Annotated in this window: 13 protein-coding genes; 11 read left to right on the top strand and 2 right to left on the bottom strand. The window is 68.4% G+C overall.

Annotated elements, in window-relative coordinates:
- Positions 1-163: 163 nt before the first annotated feature.
- From NS2_RS16450 to NS2_RS16425, 6 genes are all read left to right on the top strand, one after another.
- Entirely contained in the window at positions 164-3643 is a 3480-nt protein-coding gene (locus NS2_RS16450) for an indolepyruvate ferredoxin oxidoreductase family protein (RefSeq protein ID WP_033088266.1), read from the top strand.
- Positions 3644-3997: 354 nt separating this feature from the next.
- The gene (locus NS2_RS16445; RefSeq protein ID WP_096490690.1) at positions 3998-5068 is read left to right on the top strand and encodes a Glu/Leu/Phe/Val dehydrogenase dimerization domain-containing protein; all 1071 of its coding nucleotides are present in this window, start codon (positions 3998-4000) and stop codon (positions 5066-5068) included.
- A 48-nt stretch (positions 5069-5116) separates the two neighbouring features.
- Positions 5117-6613, top strand: coding sequence for an amino acid permease (locus NS2_RS16440; RefSeq protein WP_147207206.1), 1497 nt, complete (start codon positions 5117-5119; stop codon positions 6611-6613).
- A gap of 87 nt (positions 6614-6700) precedes the next feature.
- Positions 6701-7183, top strand: coding sequence for an adenosine-specific kinase (locus tag NS2_RS16435; protein WP_033088269.1), 483 nt, complete (start codon positions 6701-6703; stop codon positions 7181-7183).
- Between the two features lie 70 nt (positions 7184-7253).
- Positions 7254-8084, top strand: a complete 831-nt coding sequence (locus NS2_RS16430) for a formate/nitrite transporter family protein (RefSeq protein WP_045437927.1) — start codon at positions 7254-7256, stop codon at positions 8082-8084.
- A 111-nt stretch (positions 8085-8195) separates the two neighbouring features.
- On the top strand, positions 8196-8960 hold the full coding sequence (locus tag NS2_RS16425; RefSeq protein ID WP_033088270.1) for a phosphotransferase family protein: 765 nt from the start codon (positions 8196-8198) through the stop codon (positions 8958-8960).
- 301 nt (positions 8961-9261) lie between these two features.
- Here NS2_RS16425 and NS2_RS16420 read toward each other — a convergent pair whose 3' ends face one another.
- Complete coding sequence (locus NS2_RS16420; RefSeq protein ID WP_052086533.1) at positions 9262-10092, bottom strand: mechanosensitive ion channel family protein; 831 nt, start codon at positions 10090-10092, stop codon at positions 9262-9264.
- A 184-nt stretch (positions 10093-10276) separates the two neighbouring features.
- On the opposite strand from NS2_RS16420, the gene NS2_RS16415 reads away from it, so the two are divergent.
- Both NS2_RS16415 and NS2_RS16410 read left to right on the top strand, forming a co-directional pair.
- The gene (locus tag NS2_RS16415) at positions 10277-11134 is read left to right on the top strand and encodes a thioesterase family protein (RefSeq protein ID WP_052086534.1); all 858 of its coding nucleotides are present in this window, start codon (positions 10277-10279) and stop codon (positions 11132-11134) included.
- Between the two features lie 33 nt (positions 11135-11167).
- Complete coding sequence (locus tag NS2_RS16410) at positions 11168-12136, top strand: LysR substrate-binding domain-containing protein (protein WP_036546542.1); 969 nt, start codon at positions 11168-11170, stop codon at positions 12134-12136.
- Here NS2_RS16410 and NS2_RS16405 read toward each other — a convergent pair.
- Entirely contained in the window at positions 12070-12990 is a 921-nt protein-coding gene (locus NS2_RS16405; RefSeq protein WP_033088272.1) for a serine hydrolase, read from the bottom strand. The two genes, NS2_RS16410 and NS2_RS16405, sit on opposite strands and share 67 nt — an antisense overlap.
- A 143-nt stretch (positions 12991-13133) precedes the next feature.
- Between NS2_RS16405 and NS2_RS16400 the strand changes: the two genes are divergently transcribed.
- The 3 genes from NS2_RS16400 to bla all read left to right on the top strand — a co-directional run bounded on the left by NS2_RS16400 (position 13134) and on the right by bla (position 15866).
- On the top strand, positions 13134-14909 hold the full coding sequence (locus tag NS2_RS16400; RefSeq protein WP_033088273.1) for a penicillin-binding transpeptidase domain-containing protein: 1776 nt from the start codon (positions 13134-13136) through the stop codon (positions 14907-14909).
- Positions 14910-14975: 66 nt separating this feature from the next.
- Positions 14976-15224: a hypothetical protein gene (locus tag NS2_RS37530; protein WP_228102625.1), complete on the top strand. Its 249-nt coding sequence runs from the start codon at positions 14976-14978 to the stop codon at positions 15222-15224.
- Positions 15225-15230: 6 nt separating this feature from the next.
- Positions 15231-15866 carry a class A beta-lactamase gene (gene bla / locus NS2_RS16395; RefSeq protein ID WP_308640199.1) on the top strand — a complete coding sequence of 212 codons (636 nt, stop codon included), beginning with the start codon at positions 15231-15233 and terminating at the stop codon, positions 15864-15866.
- Positions 15867-15889: the final 23 nt, after the last annotated feature.

Raw genomic sequence — 15889 nt, 5'->3', positions numbered from 1 at the left:
ATGCTGCGCGCGTCACAGTGCTCCAGATCACTTTTGAGCAGTCTGATCAACTTTTCGCACCCCTGTTGACACAGATCACACTTCACGGCAGATTTCGCTGCACCGATCGCTAGATCCCCTTCGTTTGCAGCTCACGAGGCTGTGGAGAGTGTGGTGACTGTCCATGACCGACGTTGCCTGGGCGCCTGTCCGGCAGGCCGAACCGGCTACGCCCTACGACCTCGCCGACCGCTACCGGTCCGGCGCGGGTCCGGTGCTTCTCACCGGCGTGCAAGCCATTGCCAGACTGCTCGTCGAGCAGCACGTTCGCGATATGCGCGCCGGGCACCGGGTGGCGACCTTCGTGTCCGGGTATCAGGGCAGCCCGCTGGGCGGAGTCGACAAGATGCTGCTGGGCATGCCGAATGTGCTGTCGGAGCACGACATCACCTTCGTGCCGGGATTCAACGAGGAACTCGCGGCCACCTCGGTGTGGGGCAGCCAGGCCGATCTACCGGCCGGGACGGCGACACACGATGGCGTGGTGGGTGTTTGGTACGGCAAGGGTCCGGGCGTGGACCGGGCAACCGATGCCATCCGGCACGCGAACATGTACGGGGTGAATCCGCGCGGCGGCGTACTGCTGCTGGTGGGCGATGATCCGGCCTCGAAGTCATCGACGGTGCCCGCGGTGAGCGAGCGGTCGCTGGCCGCCATGGGGGTACCGGTGCTGTTCCCGCGCAATGCGCGCGAGATCATCACGATGGGCATGCAGGGGGTGGCGCTGTCGAGGGCCTCGGGGTGCATCGTGGCCATGAAGATCGTGGCCGATGTCGCCGACGGGGCGTGGACGGTCGATTCCGCGGTCGCCGACCTGCCCATCTCGGTGCCCGAGGTGCAGTGGGAGGGAAAGACTTTCGCCTACCGGCAGCGGCCCATGGCGGCTCCGGCGGACAGCGTGCTGGCCGAGGCGGACCTGTACGGGCCGCGGTGGGCCACGGTGCGCGCCTTCGGCGCGGCCAATGATCTCGATGTCATCGAGGTGGATCCCGTGCGGGCGCGCCTGGGTATCGCGGCCACCGGAACCACGTTCGACGCGGTCCGCCAGGCACTGGTCGACCTGGGCGTGGACGAGGCGGCCATGCATCGCGCGGGCATTCGGCTGCTGCGCATCGGGATGCCGTATCCCATTGGGGCGCACAAGGTCACCGAGTTCGCGGCGGGGCTCGACGAGGTGATCGTGGTCGAGGACAAGACCGCGTTCATCGAGACCCAGATCCGTGAAATCCTCTACGGCACCGCGCATGCGCCGCGGATCATCGGCAAGCTGGACGCGAACGGCATGCCGCTCATGCCGTTCGACGGCGAGCTCACCGCGGGACGGCTGCTGGCTCCGCTGCGGCGGGTGCTGCGGGATCGAGTCGAGCTGACAAAGGCTCCGCCGCCCGCGCTTTCGCTGGAGGTGCTGTCGGCCAAGCGGACCCCGTACTTCTGTTCCGGTTGCCCGCACAATCGCTCCACCGCGATCCCGGAGGGCTCGATCGGCGGCGGCGGCATCGGCTGCCACACCCTGGTCACCCTGTCCGGGCGCAGCGACAGCGCGGTGACCGGGCTGACCCAGATGGGCGGCGAGGGCAGCCAGTGGATCGGGCAGGCGCCGTTCACCGATGTGCCGCACCTGTTCCAGAATGTCGGCGACGGAACGTTCTTCCACTCCGGGCAGCTGGCGGTACAGGCGTGCGTGGCGGCGGGGGTGAACATCACCTACAAGCTGCTCTACAACGAGGTCGTCGCCATGACCGGCGCGCAGGACGTGGAGGGGCAGCTGTCGGTCGCTCGGCTGACGCACAAGCTGACCACCGAGGGCGTCGAGAAGATCGTCATCTGCGCCGATGATCCCAAGCGGCACAATCGGAAAGAGCTGGCCAAGGGCACGCTGCTGTGGCATCGCGATCGGCTCGACGAGGCGCAGCGGATGCTGCGCGAGATCGAGGGCGTGACGGTGCTGATCTACGACCAGCACTGCGCCGCCGATGCCCGGCGGCAGCGCAAGCGTGGGACGCTGCCGGTGCGCAATACGCGCGTGGTGATCAACGAGGCGGTGTGCGAGGGGTGCGGCGATTGCGGCACCAAGTCGAACTGCCTGTCGGTGCAGCCGGTGGAGACCGAGTTCGGGCGTAAGACGCGCATCGATCAGACCTCGTGCAATACCGACTACAGCTGCCTGGACGGGGACTGCCCGTCGTTCGTGACGGTGGAGGTGAACCCGGAGGCCAAGGGCCGCAAGGGTTCCAAGCGCGGCAAGCCCGCCGAACCGCCCGCCGTGGCCGATCCGGAACTGGGCGCGCCGCTGGGCACCCAGAACGTGCTCATCGCGGGTATCGGCGGCACCGGCATCGTCACGGTGAACCAGGTGCTGGCCACCGCCGCGCTGCGGGCCGGGTACTCGGTCGAGAGCCTGGATCAGATCGGGCTGAGCCAGAAGGCCGGGCCGGTGCTGTCCCACTTGCGCTTCTCCACAACGGAATTGGAGCCGTCCAACCGGCTCACCCCGGGCAGCGCCGACTGCATCATGGCCATCGATCTGCTGACCGCGGCCGATCCCAACAACCTCCAGTACGGCAATCCGGACGGCACCGTCGTGGTCGCCTCGACCAGCCAGACGCCGACCGGTGACATGGTCTACGACAAGTCGGTGCAGTACCCGGACACCCAGCCGCTGCTGGATCGCCTTGCGGGGGTGTCGGATTCGCTCTTCGATTTCGATGCGCTGGCCGCGGCGCTGCGACTGTTCGGCAATACCGCGGCGGCCAACTTCCTGATGGTCGGTGCGGCCTTCCAGACCGGCGGCCTGCGGCTGCCCGCCGCGGCGATCGAAGAGGCGATCGGTATCAACGGGGTCGCGGTGGCGGCCAATATCGCGGCGTTCCGCTGGGGCCGGGTGGCCATCGCGGATCCGGAGGCTTTCGCGATCGCGACCGAATCGGCTGCTACGCATCGTGTTCCGCGCGTCGCGCCTGCCGAGCTGCTGGCCGGAACCAGCTTCGACGGTGAGGTCCGGCGGCTGGTGGAGCTGCGCGCCGCCGAGCTGGTCGACTACCAGAACGCGAAGGTCGCGCGCCGCTACATCGAGACGGTCCAGGCCGCCTGGACCGCCGAACGCACCGTCACCGAGCGCACCGAGTTCAGCGAGGCGGTCGCGCGCGGCCTGCACAAGTTCACCGCCTACAAGGACGAGTACGAGGTCGCCCGCCTGCTGGTGGATCCCGCCTTCCTCGCCGACGCGCGGGCCCAGGTCCCCGGCGGCGAAAACCTCACCTACAAGCTGCATCCCCCGATGCTGCGGGCGCTGGGCCGCAAGAAGAAGATCGGCCTCACCCCCAAATCCCATGTGGCCCTGAAACTCCTCGCCAAGGGCAAGTCCCTGCGCGGCACCAAGCTCGATCCCTTCGGCTACGCCCACGTCCGCAAGGTGGAGCGGGAACTCCTGTCCCACTACACCGAAATGGTCCACCGACTCGCGGCCGGACTGACCGACCAGAGCTACGCCACCGCCACCGAAGCGGCCGGTCTCCCCGACCTGGTCCGCGGCTACGAGGACGTCAAGCTCGGCAACGTCGAGCTGTACCGCACCCGCCTCCGCGAACTCGGCCTCGACGGCTGATCCGCGGGTGGCCGCCTGAAACCAGACGGTCCCGACACCCAGCCGGGCCGCGCTCGGCAGCCCCGGTGACGGGTGCCCCTCGCCCCCGACCAATTCCATACCGGCCCGGCGCGATCCAGCGGCAATCTCTCCTGCCGCCGGACTCGGGCCGCCGCGTGGCAGCGCACGGCGCGACCACATGACCCCCGACCGCAGCGGCCCGCTCAGCGAACACGAGCGAGGCACCACCACCACCGCCGCACGCCGCGGCAAACCGGCTGGCGCACCGAGCGACAGCCCACCCGGCCGCCCACCACGCGGCCACCCACCAGCCGCCACAAGCGGCGTCCACGAAAGGAATCGATTGTGACCGCAATGCACACCGACGCAGGGGTTTTCGGGCGCTCTCAGGAGTTGAGCGGGCGACGCCACGAGCAGGTGGTGTTCTGCGAGGACGACAAGAGCGGGCTCAAGGCGATCATCGCGATTCACTCGACCACGCTGGGTCCGGCGCTGGGCGGGACCCGGATGTACCCGTACGCCTCGGAGTCGGCGGCGCTGGACGATGTGCTGCGGCTGTCGTGGGGCATGACCTACAAGGCGGCGGCCGCCGGGCTGAATCTGGGTGGCGGCAAGGCCGTCATCATCGGCGATCCGGCGGTGGACAAGAGCGAGGAGCTGTTCGCGGCCTACGCGCGGTTCGTGGAATCCCTTGGCGGGCGGTACATCACGGCGGGTGATGTGGGCACCGATACCGACGATCTGGACACCATCGGCCGCTACACCAGCCATGTCACCGGTCGCAGCACCGGCGCGGGCGGTTCGGGTGACAGTGCCCGGCTCACCGCGCTGGGCGTGTTCAACGCCATGCGCGCCGGTGCCGAATCTGTCTGGGGCGCACCGACTCTGGCCGGTCGGACGGTCGGCGTCGAGGGCGTCGGCAAGGTCGGGCGCGAACTGATCCAGCTGCTGCTGGCCGACGGCGCGGAGGTCTGCGCGACCGACGTGAACCAGGCCGCGCTGGAACGCATTTCGAGCGATCACCCTTCGGTTCGACTGTTGAGCACGGTTTCCACCGCTCCGGTCGACGTCTACGCCCCCTGCGCGCTCGGCGGGACGCTCACCGCGTCCAGCGCCGAGGCCATCGAGGCGAAGCTGATCTGCGGCGCCGCCAACAACCAGTTGGCCACGCCCGCAGTCGAATACGCCCTGAACGAGCGCGGCATCACCTGGGTCCCGGATTTCGTGGCCAATGGTGGCGGGCTCATTCAGGTGGCCGGTGAGCTGCGTAAGGCAGCCGCGGCCGAGGTCGAAGACGCGGTGAGGGGCATCTTCGACCGTTGCCGCGACATCATCGCGGAAAGCAAGGCCGAGGGAATCGGCACCGGTGCGGCGGCGAACAGGTTCGCGGAGCGGCGTCTCGACGCCATCCCGCGGGCGCTCTGATCGCACCGCTTTTCAGGAAGGAGACGCAAAGTGGCGTTCGCGAGCGGAATGTTCCGCACCAAATCGGTCGAGCAATCGATCCGGGATACCGATGAGCCGGATTCCAAGCTACGCAAGGATCTGACCGCGAGGGATCTCACCATTTTCGGTGTCGCGGTGGTCATCGGGGCGGGCATCTTCACGCTCACCGCCCGGACCGCGGGCACGGTGGCGGGGCCGTCGGTCTCGCTGGCCTTCGTGTTCGCGGCCATCGCCTGCGGACTGACGGCGCTGTGCTACGCCGAGTTCGCCTCGACGGTGCCGGTGGCGGGCAGTGCGTACACCTTCGCGTACGCCACTTTCGGCGAGGTCATCGCCTGGATCATCGGGTGGGATCTCATTCTCGAATTCGCCCTTGCGGTTTCGGTGGTCGCCAAGGGGTGGTCGCAGTATCTCGGGGAGGTCCTCGGCGGGCTGGTGAATCCGGTCGCGCACGTCGGGTCGGTCTCGTTCGACTGGGGCGCGGTGCTGATCATCGCGATCGTCGGCGTGCTGCTGGCCACCGGCACCAAGCTGTCCTCGCGGGTCTCGGCCGTGGCGGTCGCCATCAAGCTGGCCGTGATCGCGCTCGTACTGGTGGTCGGCGCGACCTACTTCAAGGCATCCAACCTCAGCCCCTACATTCCGCCGTCGCAGCCGTCGGAGCAGGCGGGCGGCGTGCACCAGTCGCTGTTCTCCTTCCTGACCGGTTCGGGCGGAACGAGTTTCGGCTGGTACGGCCTGCTGGCGGCGGCGTCGCTGGTGTTCTTCGCCTTCGTCGGGTTCGACGTGGTGGCCACCACCGCGGAGGAGACCCGCAATCCGCAGCGTGATGTCCCGCGCGGCATCTTCGGCGCGCTGGCGATTGTCACCGTGCTCTACATCGCGGTGTCGCTGGTGCTCACCGGCATGGTGCCCTACACCGAGCTGGACAGCGGAAACGCGACGCTCGCAACGGCTTTCGCGATCCACGGCGCTACCTGGGTGAAGAACATCATCTCGATCGGCGCGCTGGCGGGCCTGTCGACGGTCGTCATGGTCATGTTCCTGGGCCAGACCCGCGTCCTGTTCGCCATGGCCCGTGACGGCCTGCTCCCCCGCGGCCTGGCGCACACCGGCAAGCACGGCACCCCGGTGCGGCTGACCGTCATCGTCGGCGTCGTGTGCGCGCTGCTGGCCGGTTTCGTCGACTTCGGGACGCTCGAGGAAATGGTGAACATCGGCACCCTGGTGGCGTTCGTCCTGGTCTCGCTGGGCGTGCCGATCCTGCGCCGCACCCGCCCCGACCTGAAGCGCGGCTTCCGCGTCCCGCTGGTCCCGGTGATTCCGATTCTGGCGGCGCTGGCCTGCCTGTGGCTGATGCTCAATCTGTCCATCGAGACCTGGTTGCGCTTCGTGATCTGGATGGTGCTGGGCATCGTCATCTACTTCGCCTACAGCCGTTCGCATTCCGTGCTCGGCAAGCAGCGGGCCCACCCGGCCGAATCGATCGCGGTCCCGACGCCCGAACCCGATCGCGTCTCCTGACCCGATCCTGATCGCGCCCGTCGCCCACATCCGGGTGGCGGGCGCGATTTCGCGTACATCGGGCCCGTGGCGAGGCACGATAGGGCCATGGAACTGACTGCGGTGCCCATCGACAAGCCCGATGAGCTCAATGTCATCATCGGGCAATCGCACTTCATCAAGACCGTGGAGGATCTGCACGAGGCGCTGGCCGGGACCTCCCCGCACCTGCGGTTCGGCCTGGCCTTCTGCGAGGCCTCCGGCCCCCGGCTGATTCGCTACTCCGGCAATGACGACGACCTGGTCGAACTCGCCACCAAGAACGCGACCGCGGTCGGCGCGGGCCACTCCTTCATCGTCTTCCTGCGCGAGGGCTACCCGGTCAACGTCCTCAACGCGATCCGCAACGTCCCCGAGGTCTGCGGCATCTTCTGCGCCACCGCCAACCCCGTCGAGGTGCTCATCGCCGAAACCGCTCTCGGCCGCGGCATCGTCGGCGTGGTCGACGGCGGCGCACCGCTGGGCATCGAATCCGAGGCCGACCGCGCCGACCGGCACGGGCTCCTGCGCGCCATCGGCTACAAACTCTGAAAGCCTTGATCTCGGGATTCGGGACATTGGTCAGTGTCGGCACAGACCGCCGGGTCCTAATGTCGAGGCAGTGAATACCGCTTCCGAGAATGTCGCGAGCACCGTCGACCAGGCCGTTCACAAGGCCGAGGAGCTGCGCAGTCCCGGACGATTCCTGGTGTCGGCCATGCTGGCGGGCGCGTATATCGCGGTCGGCGAGGTGCTGCTGCTGGTCGCGATCTCGCCGTTCGTGGCCGAGCACTCCGCGAGTGTGAAACTGCTCGAGGGCGCGGTTTTTCCGATCGCGCTGACCCTGGTCATGTTCGCCGGGGCGCAGCTGTTCACCTCGACGGTCATGACCATGCTGGTCGGCGCGTTGTCCGGGCGCACCGGCGTCAAGGATATGCTGATCGCCTGGGCCGCCACCCTTTTCGGCAATTTCGTCGGCACCCTGGCCTTCGCCGCGATGGTTCACGCCTCCGGCGTCACGTCCTCCCCCACCGCGAAACATATGCTCGCCGAGCTTCTTTCCGGCAAGAATGCCCTCGCGGGTGGCCAACTCTTCTGGCGCGCAGTCCTCTGCAATATGCTCGTCTGCCTGGCCGTCTGGATGTTCTCCCGGGTCCGCACCCCCGGCGCCAAGATCGCCCTCCTCTGGATGCCCGTCCTCGTCTTCGTATCCGCAGGCTTCGAACACTGCGTAGCCAACATGTCCCTCTACACCATCGGAATCCTCGAAGGCCAAGCCACTTTCACCGACCTCGCCCGCAACCTCCTCTACACGGTCCCGGGCAATATCATCGGCGGCGGTCTCCTCGTCGGCGCCGTCTACTGGTACACCTCGGGCGCCCACCGCGCCCGCCCGGCCCACGTTCCGACGCCCGCCGGTCAGGGAATCCACTGCCTCGTACCCGGCGCGTAGGCTGCACCGCCATGCAGCCCGCCACCGCTGTCGTAGCCGACCCCGCCGCCAACGCCATCTACCTCGGCCGGCACCGTAAGTCGGGCCTGCATCTCCCGATGGGCGGCTGACGTGGAGGAAGTCGAGGTTGTTGCCGCGCATCATGAGCGCGCGACACTGCGGGTCGGGCAGGTTTTCCTGAAGATCGACAGCGATCAGAAGCGCGCGGATGTCGAGGTTGAGGCGATGGCGCTGGCGCCGATCCCGACTCCGGAAGTCCTGTGGCGCAAGCCCCCGGTGCTCGCGCTGGCCGCCTTGCCGGGGAGGGCCCTCGGTCGCCTCGGCGAACCGTCCGCCGCGTCATCGGAAGCATGGGCGGCGGCTGGTGCAGCACTGAGGATGCTGCACGACGCGCCGCTGCCCCCGCGGCTCGGACGAAGTCCTGCCGAAATCACCGTCGAGCTCGATACCGAATGCGAGTGGCTGATCACGAACAACGTCCTTCCCATCGATGTGGTCAATTGCAGCCGCCGAATCGCTGACGCGGCGCTGCGGCCATGGACACCGGTCTTCACCCACGGCGACCTACAGCCCACCCACGTATTCGTCGACGGCGACGAGGTCACCGGGGTGATCGACTGGTCCGAAGCGGCCCCAGGCGACGCCCTCTACGACATCGCCACCCTGACCCTCGGCCACGAGGAACACCTCGATGATGTCGTCGCCGGCTACGGAACAGCCGTAGACCTCGAGGTAGTCCGCGCCTGGTGGTCACTCCGAAGCCTGCGCGGAGTCCGCTGGCTGCTCGAACACGGCTCCGACCCAACCTCACCGGGCTGCGAGGCCGAACTCCTTGTTCGGTATGCCGAGCGGACACTACGCCGTCGGCTGTCGTGACAGTTCCGCCTGGTCAGTAGCTCTCCCAATGGACACTGATCTTGGTGAAGTCGACTGGTGTGCCGGCCGTGTGGGCTGTGGAATTCGGCTACTGCTTCGGTGGGGATATCGGAGGGGCGAGTCGGAGTTGGGGGAGGGCTTCGGGGAGTTCGGTGACCAGGAAGTGCTGCAGTTGTTCGCGGACGTGCTCGCACAGGGTGGAGGCGGCGGTCGGGGATTCGCCGGTGACCGCGATCTTCAGGCGGAGGAGGTGGGCGTCGGGGTCCGGTTCGGCGATGGTCAGGGACCATTCGTCGCGGTCTCACAGGGGGGAGTTCTCGATGATGTCGGCGACCTTCGTGCGGATCGTCGGCACCGGGGCGGCTAGATCGAGGTTGATGTGGGTTTCGGACTTCACGCCGGGGTGGATGCGCGTCCAGTTCTCGAACGGCTTGGTGGTGAAGAAGGTGACCGGGACTACCAGTCGGCGGTAGTCCAGCAGGCGGACCACGACGTAGGTGAGGGCGAGTTCCTCGACCATGCCGCGCTGGCCGTCGACGACGACCATGTCACCGATGCGCACGACGTCGCCGAAGGCGATCTGCAGTCCGGCGAACATGCTGCCCAGCGTGCCCTGCGCGGCGATACCCACCACCAGGCTGAGCAGGCTGGCCGAGGCGAACAGGCTGGTCGCGATCGGCCGGGTCGCGGGGAAGGTCAGCATGATGAAGATGGCCGTTGCCAACCAGATGATCGCGGCGATGACGGCCCGGAACACGGTGAGCTGGGTATGGATTCGCCGGACGCGCTCCGGATCGCTCGCGAATCGGCCGGCGAGCCGCAGGTGCAGCAGGGCGACCAGCACCCGCGAGATGGCGACGGCCAGCCAGCCGAGAATCAGCATCATCGCGACATTGAGCATCGTCCCCCGCGTCCCGAAATGCAGCGAGGACTCGAAGATCGGCTGGTAGGCCCGCAGCATGAACACCAGCACCAGCGCCACCAGCGGCCCCCGGCAACCGGCGATGGTCTCGAGCAGTTCGCCGGGCACCCGCTCCCGGACCACGCGGCTGGCGCTGAACCGCCGCAATCCCACCGCGAAACCGATGGCCACCAACACGATCGCGACCGGCGCGAGCACATGGACGAGCATCCAGGCAGACCTCCGGCATAGGGGATCCAATATCCAGATTGTGAACACTGATCGTTTATTTCCGCCGTTTCCGGCCGGGCGAGTCGATCTCATTCCGGTGTCGGCGAACCCGGCCGGGCGCGCTCGACCGATCATTGGTCGTACACCGTCTAGTGCGTCGGACATGGGCTGATACCTTGGCCCGATGACCCGGGTGCATGACGTGACAGAGGAACCGACCGCGCTGGACGAGGCGGGGACACGGGCGTATTACCTAGCGCGGGGCGCGGCCGCCGACGGGTACGAGCGATACCTGGCCACCGCGTCGACGGTGAGTGTGTGGGCGGCGTCGATGCAGCACGGCGCGCCGCCCTCCGCCCTGCTGGCGCGGGCCGTGGAGCGGTGCGCGCCGCGCGACGGTATGCGGGTGGCGCGGCTGACCATGGAGATTCTGGGGCCGGTGCCGGTGGGTGAGATCGAGGTGCGGGCCTGGGTCGAACGACCGGGTAAACGGGTCGAACTGGTCGGTGCGGAACTCGTTGCCACGCAGCCGGATGGGAGCCGCCGGGCGGTGGCGAAGGCCGCGGCGTGGCGGATCGCCACCTCCGACACCACCGCGGCCGCGCATACCGCGGATGCGCCGCTGCCGCCGGTGCCGGAGGCCGCCGAGATCGGCTGGGGCGTGCCGGACGGGTGGGACATCGGATACGTGAAGTCGGTGGAGATCCGCGCCGTGGAGAGCACCGCGATCACCCGCCGAGTGTGGGTGAAGCCGCTGGTCGAGGTGGTCGAAGGGGAAGAGATTTCGCCGCTGGTACGGGTGTTCTCGGTCGCGGATGTCGCGAACGGGGTAGGGGCGCAGCTGGATCCGTACCAGTGGACGTTCCTCAATACCGATCTGACCATCGACCTGTTCCGGCTGCCGGAAGGCGAGTGGATCGGCCTGGCGGTGGAGACCTCGATCGGGCCCGACGGCGTCGGGATGTGCTCGACCGTCCTGCACGATGAGCGCGGCCCGATCGGGCGCTGCCTGCAGATTCTCGAGGTGCGCGCCCGGGGATGATCCGGCGATAAGGAAAGCGATATCGTCGGACGGGTGGATCCGCTGCGTCAGTTGCGCTACTTCATCGCCGTCGCCGAGGAGCTGCATTTCGGGCGGGCGGCGGAGCGGTTGCAGATCGCGCAGCCGGCGCTGAGTCAGCGGATCAAGAAGCTGGAAGGCGATATCGGGGCCAGACTGCTCGAACGCGACAGCCGGCGGGTGGAGCTCACCGAGGCCGGGCAGATTCTGCTGGTGGAGGCGCGGGATCTGATCGCACGGTGGGAGCGGGCGCGGGCACTGGTGGGCAAGGCGCATCGAGGGGAGATCGACTCGCTGCGGGTGGGGGTGCCACCGGAACTGGCGGGACGGGTGCTGGCGGCCCTGGTGACCGCGTTCGAGAGCCGTGACGTGCGGGTGGATCTGCAGGAGCTGACCACCGCGGAACAGGTGCGGCTGCTGGCCGATCGGCAACTGGACGCGGGGCTGCTCCAGTACCCGGTGGATGTGGTCGGGCTGGAGTCGGGCCCGGCGGTGGAGACGCCGCTCGGAGTGGTGCTGCCGCGCGACTCGCCGCTCGCCGCGCGATCCACGCTGACCCTGGCCGACCTGGCGGGATACGGTCTGGTCATCTTCCCGCGCGCCGCCGCGCCCGGCCTCTACGACGCCACCCTGCGCACCTGCTGGGAGCACGGCTTCCGCCCGACCTCCGTGCAGCACGCCCGCAATCCCGAATTCGTGCTCGGCATGGTGCTATCCGGCCGCGGCGTGGCCTTCGACCAGGGCTTGGTCGCGCAGAAGGAACCGCGCGTGGTGTGGCGCCCGCTGCCCGAAGGCACGCTGACCTGGCGGCTCGCCCTGACCTGGCCCGCCGCCGCACCGCATCCGCTGGTACGGGAACTGGCCGAGGTCATCGTGACCGTGGTGCAGGGCGACGGCGCATCCCGCCCGGCCCCGCCTCAGACGGCATCGATCGAAGACGTGCCGCAGCGCCGACCGTGGGATGTGGTGGCGGGCAGGCCGTGAGCAATCCGCTCCACCGCCTGCCGAGCCGCTTCTCCGATGGCCCGATCCACCGCGGGCTGCCGCCCGGCCAGGCTGTGTGACACGGTGAAAACCGCGATGGCATAACGACTTCCATCCGGATACCCGACCACGCCGATCTCATTGCGGATCCCCGGCAAAGTCCCCGTCTTGGACCAGACATCGGTACCCGGCGCAAACCCCGACGGCAGCCGATGCCCGAACACCTGCCGCCGCATCAGATCCCGCACCCACCCGCACGCCTCCGGAACTCCGGCCAGATCCTGCCCGATCAGCAGCAGCATGCGCGTCATATCGCGCGGCGTGCTCGCGGTGGTCCGCAGCGGATCCACCGCCCGCGACCCGAACACCTCCGCCGCACTCGATTCCGGATAGCGCCGGGCGAATTCCTGCAGGTCACGCGCGCCGATATCCTCGGCCATGCTGTAGAGAATGTCCCGCAGCGAGCCGTCGACGCGGGTCCGGGTGAGCCCGAGCTCCCGCACCAGCGAGCGCACATTGTCGACCCCGACCCGATCGAAGAGCAGATCCGCCGCGGTGTTGTCGCTGACGGTGAGCGCGAAGTACGCGGCATCGCGCAGGCTGTACTCGACATCGTCGAGACACCCCGCGGTCCCCACCCCGCCGAGCCGATCCGCCGCCGTGGCCCGCACCCGATCGGTGGCGTCGAGCTGCCCCGCCGCCACCTGCCGCGCGAACTCCAGCACCAGCGGCACCTTCACCACCGAGGACAGCACGACCGGTTCGTCCGCGCCCCAGCCGAATTCACCGTCGCAGTCGAAACAGCGGGCATGCACCCTGCCCTCGACGCCGGCCGTCCGGAAGATCTCGTCCACTCCCCCAGCATTCCGGGTGGTCCGATCCAGCCGTCGACCGCCCGCCCAAACCGTCACACGCTGCGACGATAAGAATTCCGCTATCGATTGTCAGCCGTGTCGGTCTTGGACAGCCACCGGTGATCCGTGCTGGGGTGGCAGGCATGGCAGAGTTCAGCAGGAGGGCACTCACCGGTGTCTGCGCCGCGGCAATGCTGGTGACGGCGACGGCATGCTCGTCGGATCCGACATCCGGACTGTCCAAGACGGTCGACGGTTTCGCGGACGCCTTGAACCGCGACGATGTGCAGGCAGCCGCCACCGCGACCAGCGACCCGGCCACGGCCGCCACCACCCTCGGCGCCCTGTACGACAACCTCGGCAAGCAGGTGCGTTTCGCCGCGAGCAAGGTCGAGAAGACCGACAACGGCGGCACTTTCACGCTGAACGCCACCTGGAAGCTCGGCACCGACGGCAAGGACGAGTGGACGTACACCACCACCGGCCGCGCGGACAAGTCCGGCGGCGATTGGAAGATCCAGTGGGATCCGGCCACCATCGCACCCGGCTTGAACATCGGCCCGCTGACCTACGGCATCGCCTACCCGAACCCCGCCAAGGTCCTCGACGGCGCGGGCGGTGACCTGCTCACCCAGCAGGTGGTGACCCTGGTGAATGTCGCGCCGGGGGCCGATACCGCGGCCGTCGCGGCGGCCCTGCGACCGGTCGTGCCGGACATCACCGCCGCGAGCCTGCAATCGGAACTGGCCGCGGCCCAGGGCAAACCGATCACCGCCGTCACACTGCGCGAATCCGATTACGCCACCGTCCAACCCGCCCTCGCGAACCTCGCGAATGTCACCACCGCGCAGCAGACCCGACTGCTGGCCGTCGACAAGTCCCTGGCGTCACCGACCTTCTCGGGCCTGTCGGAGCTGTGGCAGCAGCAGGCCGATGCCGCCGCGGGCTGGGCGGTCCGCGCCCAGGGCGGCGGCGGCACCCAGCGCGTCGGCGGCCCGGATCCCAAGCCGGTCAGCGACATTCGCACCACCCTCGACCTGGGATTGCAACGCGCCGCACAGGCCGCGCTGGCCCCGATCACCACACCGGCGGCCATTGTCGCCATTCAGCCCTCGACCGGGGACGTGCTGGCCATGGCGCAGAACGCCGCCGGGGACGCACAGGGCCCGATCGGCTTGACCGGCCTGTACCCGCCGGGCTCGACCTTCAAGACGGTCACCGTCTCCGCCGCCCTGCAAGCGGGTGAGGTCACCCCCGATTCGATGGTCGCCTGCCCCGGCAAGGAGAACATCGAGGGCCGAACGATCCCCAATGACAACAACTTCGACCTCGGACAGGTGCCGCTGCACACCGCCTTCGCCAAGTCCTGCAACACCACCATGGGCCGGCTGGCCGTGCAGCTCGCTCCGGACGGACTCACCAATGCGGCCGCGCAACTCGGGCTCGGCATCGACTATGTGACACCGGGATTGACCACGGTGACCGGCAAGGTCCCGACCGCCGACACCCCCGCGCTGCGGGTGGAGGAGGGCATCGGCCAGGGCAAGGTCACCGCGTCGCCGTTCGGTATGGCCCTGGTGGCCGCCGCACTCGCGCAGGGCTCGGTCAAGCCGCCGACGGTGGTGCAGGGACAGCCGGGTAAGCCGGACAGGCAGCCGCCCGCACTCCCCGCGGGCATCGCCGATCAGGTGAAATCCATGATGCGCGAGACGATTACCGGCGGCACCGCCACCGCACTGCGCGATATCCCGGGCCTGCTGGGCAAGACCGGCACCGCCGAATACATCGACGACAAGCACGCGCACGGCTGGTTCGTGGGCATCGACGGCGATCTGGCCTTCGCCGTATTCATCAGTGACGCGGGCAGTTCCGAGCCCGCCGTCCAAGCCGCGGGCCGCATGCTGCGCGCACCGCGGTAACCGCAGTTCTCGCAATTCCCGAAACAGATCGAGAGGTTTATTTTGTCGACCCTGAAATACGGCGCGATGGCATCCTTGCTGTTCCTCGCCCCGTTGGCCGCCGGATGCGATTCCACCTCGAAAAGTGATGCGGCACAGTCGACCTCCACACCGAGCGCCACGGTGGTCACCGACGACGACGCGCTGCGCGCGCGCGAACGAGACCACGGCGCACGAGTCGGGCTGTTCGCCGTCGACACCGGTACCGGCAGGACGCTCGGCTACCGCCAGGACGAGCGCTTCACCATCAACTCCACCTTCAAGCCCCTCGCCTGAGGTGCGCTGCTGCGCGCCCACCCGCTCGCCAGCGGATACTTCGACCAGGTCATTCATTTCACCGCCGCGGACATCGTCAGCGCCTCCCCCGTCACCCAGACGCGCATCGACACCGGCATGACGGTGAGCGAGCTCTGCGACGCCGCCATCACCCGCAGCGACAACACCGCGGGCAATGCGCTGTTGAAGCTGCTCGGCGGCCCGGAGGCGCTCACCGCCTTCACCCGCACCCTCGGCGACCAGGTCACCCGACTGGATCGCTGGGAGCCGGACCTCAATACCGATATCCCCGGCGACGAACGCGACACCACCACCCCGGCCGCGCTGGCCGCCGACTATCGCGCGCTGGTGCTGGGCGATGCCCTGCCCGCCCCCGAGCGCAGGCAGCTCACGGATTGGTTGCTGGCCAACAAGACCGGTGATGCCCGCATTCGCGCCGGTCTGCCCGGCGATTGGAGGACCGGCGACAAGACCGGCAGCGGCGACTACGGAACCGCCAATGACGCCGCGATCACCTGGCCCGCCGACGGCGGATCCCCGGTGGTGATCGTGGTGCTGTCCAGCAAGCCGGATGCGGCTGCGACCGCGGACAATCCGCTGTTCGCCGCCGTCGCGAAGGAGGCTCTCGGCAAGGTCCACTAGCGCTATGCTGACAGCTTCGAGGC

This window comes from Nocardia seriolae NBRC 15557, assembly GCF_007990715.1.
GTDB classification, from domain to species: Bacteria; Actinomycetota; Actinomycetes; order Mycobacteriales; family Mycobacteriaceae; genus Nocardia; species Nocardia seriolae.
Note: the sequence above shows the minus strand (reverse complement) of the source record. Positions and strands in the feature narration are given on the sequence as shown.

What these genes read in the sequence shown, in the direction of transcription:
- NS2_RS16450 (WP_033088266.1), top strand. Translation starts at nt 164, where the DNA reads ATGACCGACGTTGCCTGGGCGCCTGTCCGGCAGGCCGAACCGGCTACG.
- NS2_RS16445 (WP_096490690.1), top strand. Translation starts at nt 3,998, where the DNA reads ATGCACACCGACGCAGGGGTTTTCGGGCGCTCTCAGGAGTTGAGCGGG.
- NS2_RS16440 (WP_147207206.1), top strand. Translation starts at nt 5,117, where the DNA reads ATGTTCCGCACCAAATCGGTCGAGCAATCGATCCGGGATACCGATGAG.
- NS2_RS16435 (WP_033088269.1), top strand. Translation starts at nt 6,701, where the DNA reads ATGGAACTGACTGCGGTGCCCATCGACAAGCCCGATGAGCTCAATGTC.
- NS2_RS16420 (WP_052086533.1), bottom strand. Translation starts at nt 10,092, where the DNA reads ATGCTCGTCCATGTGCTCGCGCCGGTCGCGATCGTGTTGGTGGCCATC.
- NS2_RS16415 (WP_052086534.1), top strand. Translation starts at nt 10,277, where the DNA reads ATGACCCGGGTGCATGACGTGACAGAGGAACCGACCGCGCTGGACGAG.
- NS2_RS16400 (WP_033088273.1), top strand. Translation starts at nt 13,134, where the DNA reads ATGGCAGAGTTCAGCAGGAGGGCACTCACCGGTGTCTGCGCCGCGGCA.
- NS2_RS37530 (WP_228102625.1), top strand. Translation starts at nt 14,976, where the DNA reads ATGGCATCCTTGCTGTTCCTCGCCCCGTTGGCCGCCGGATGCGATTCC.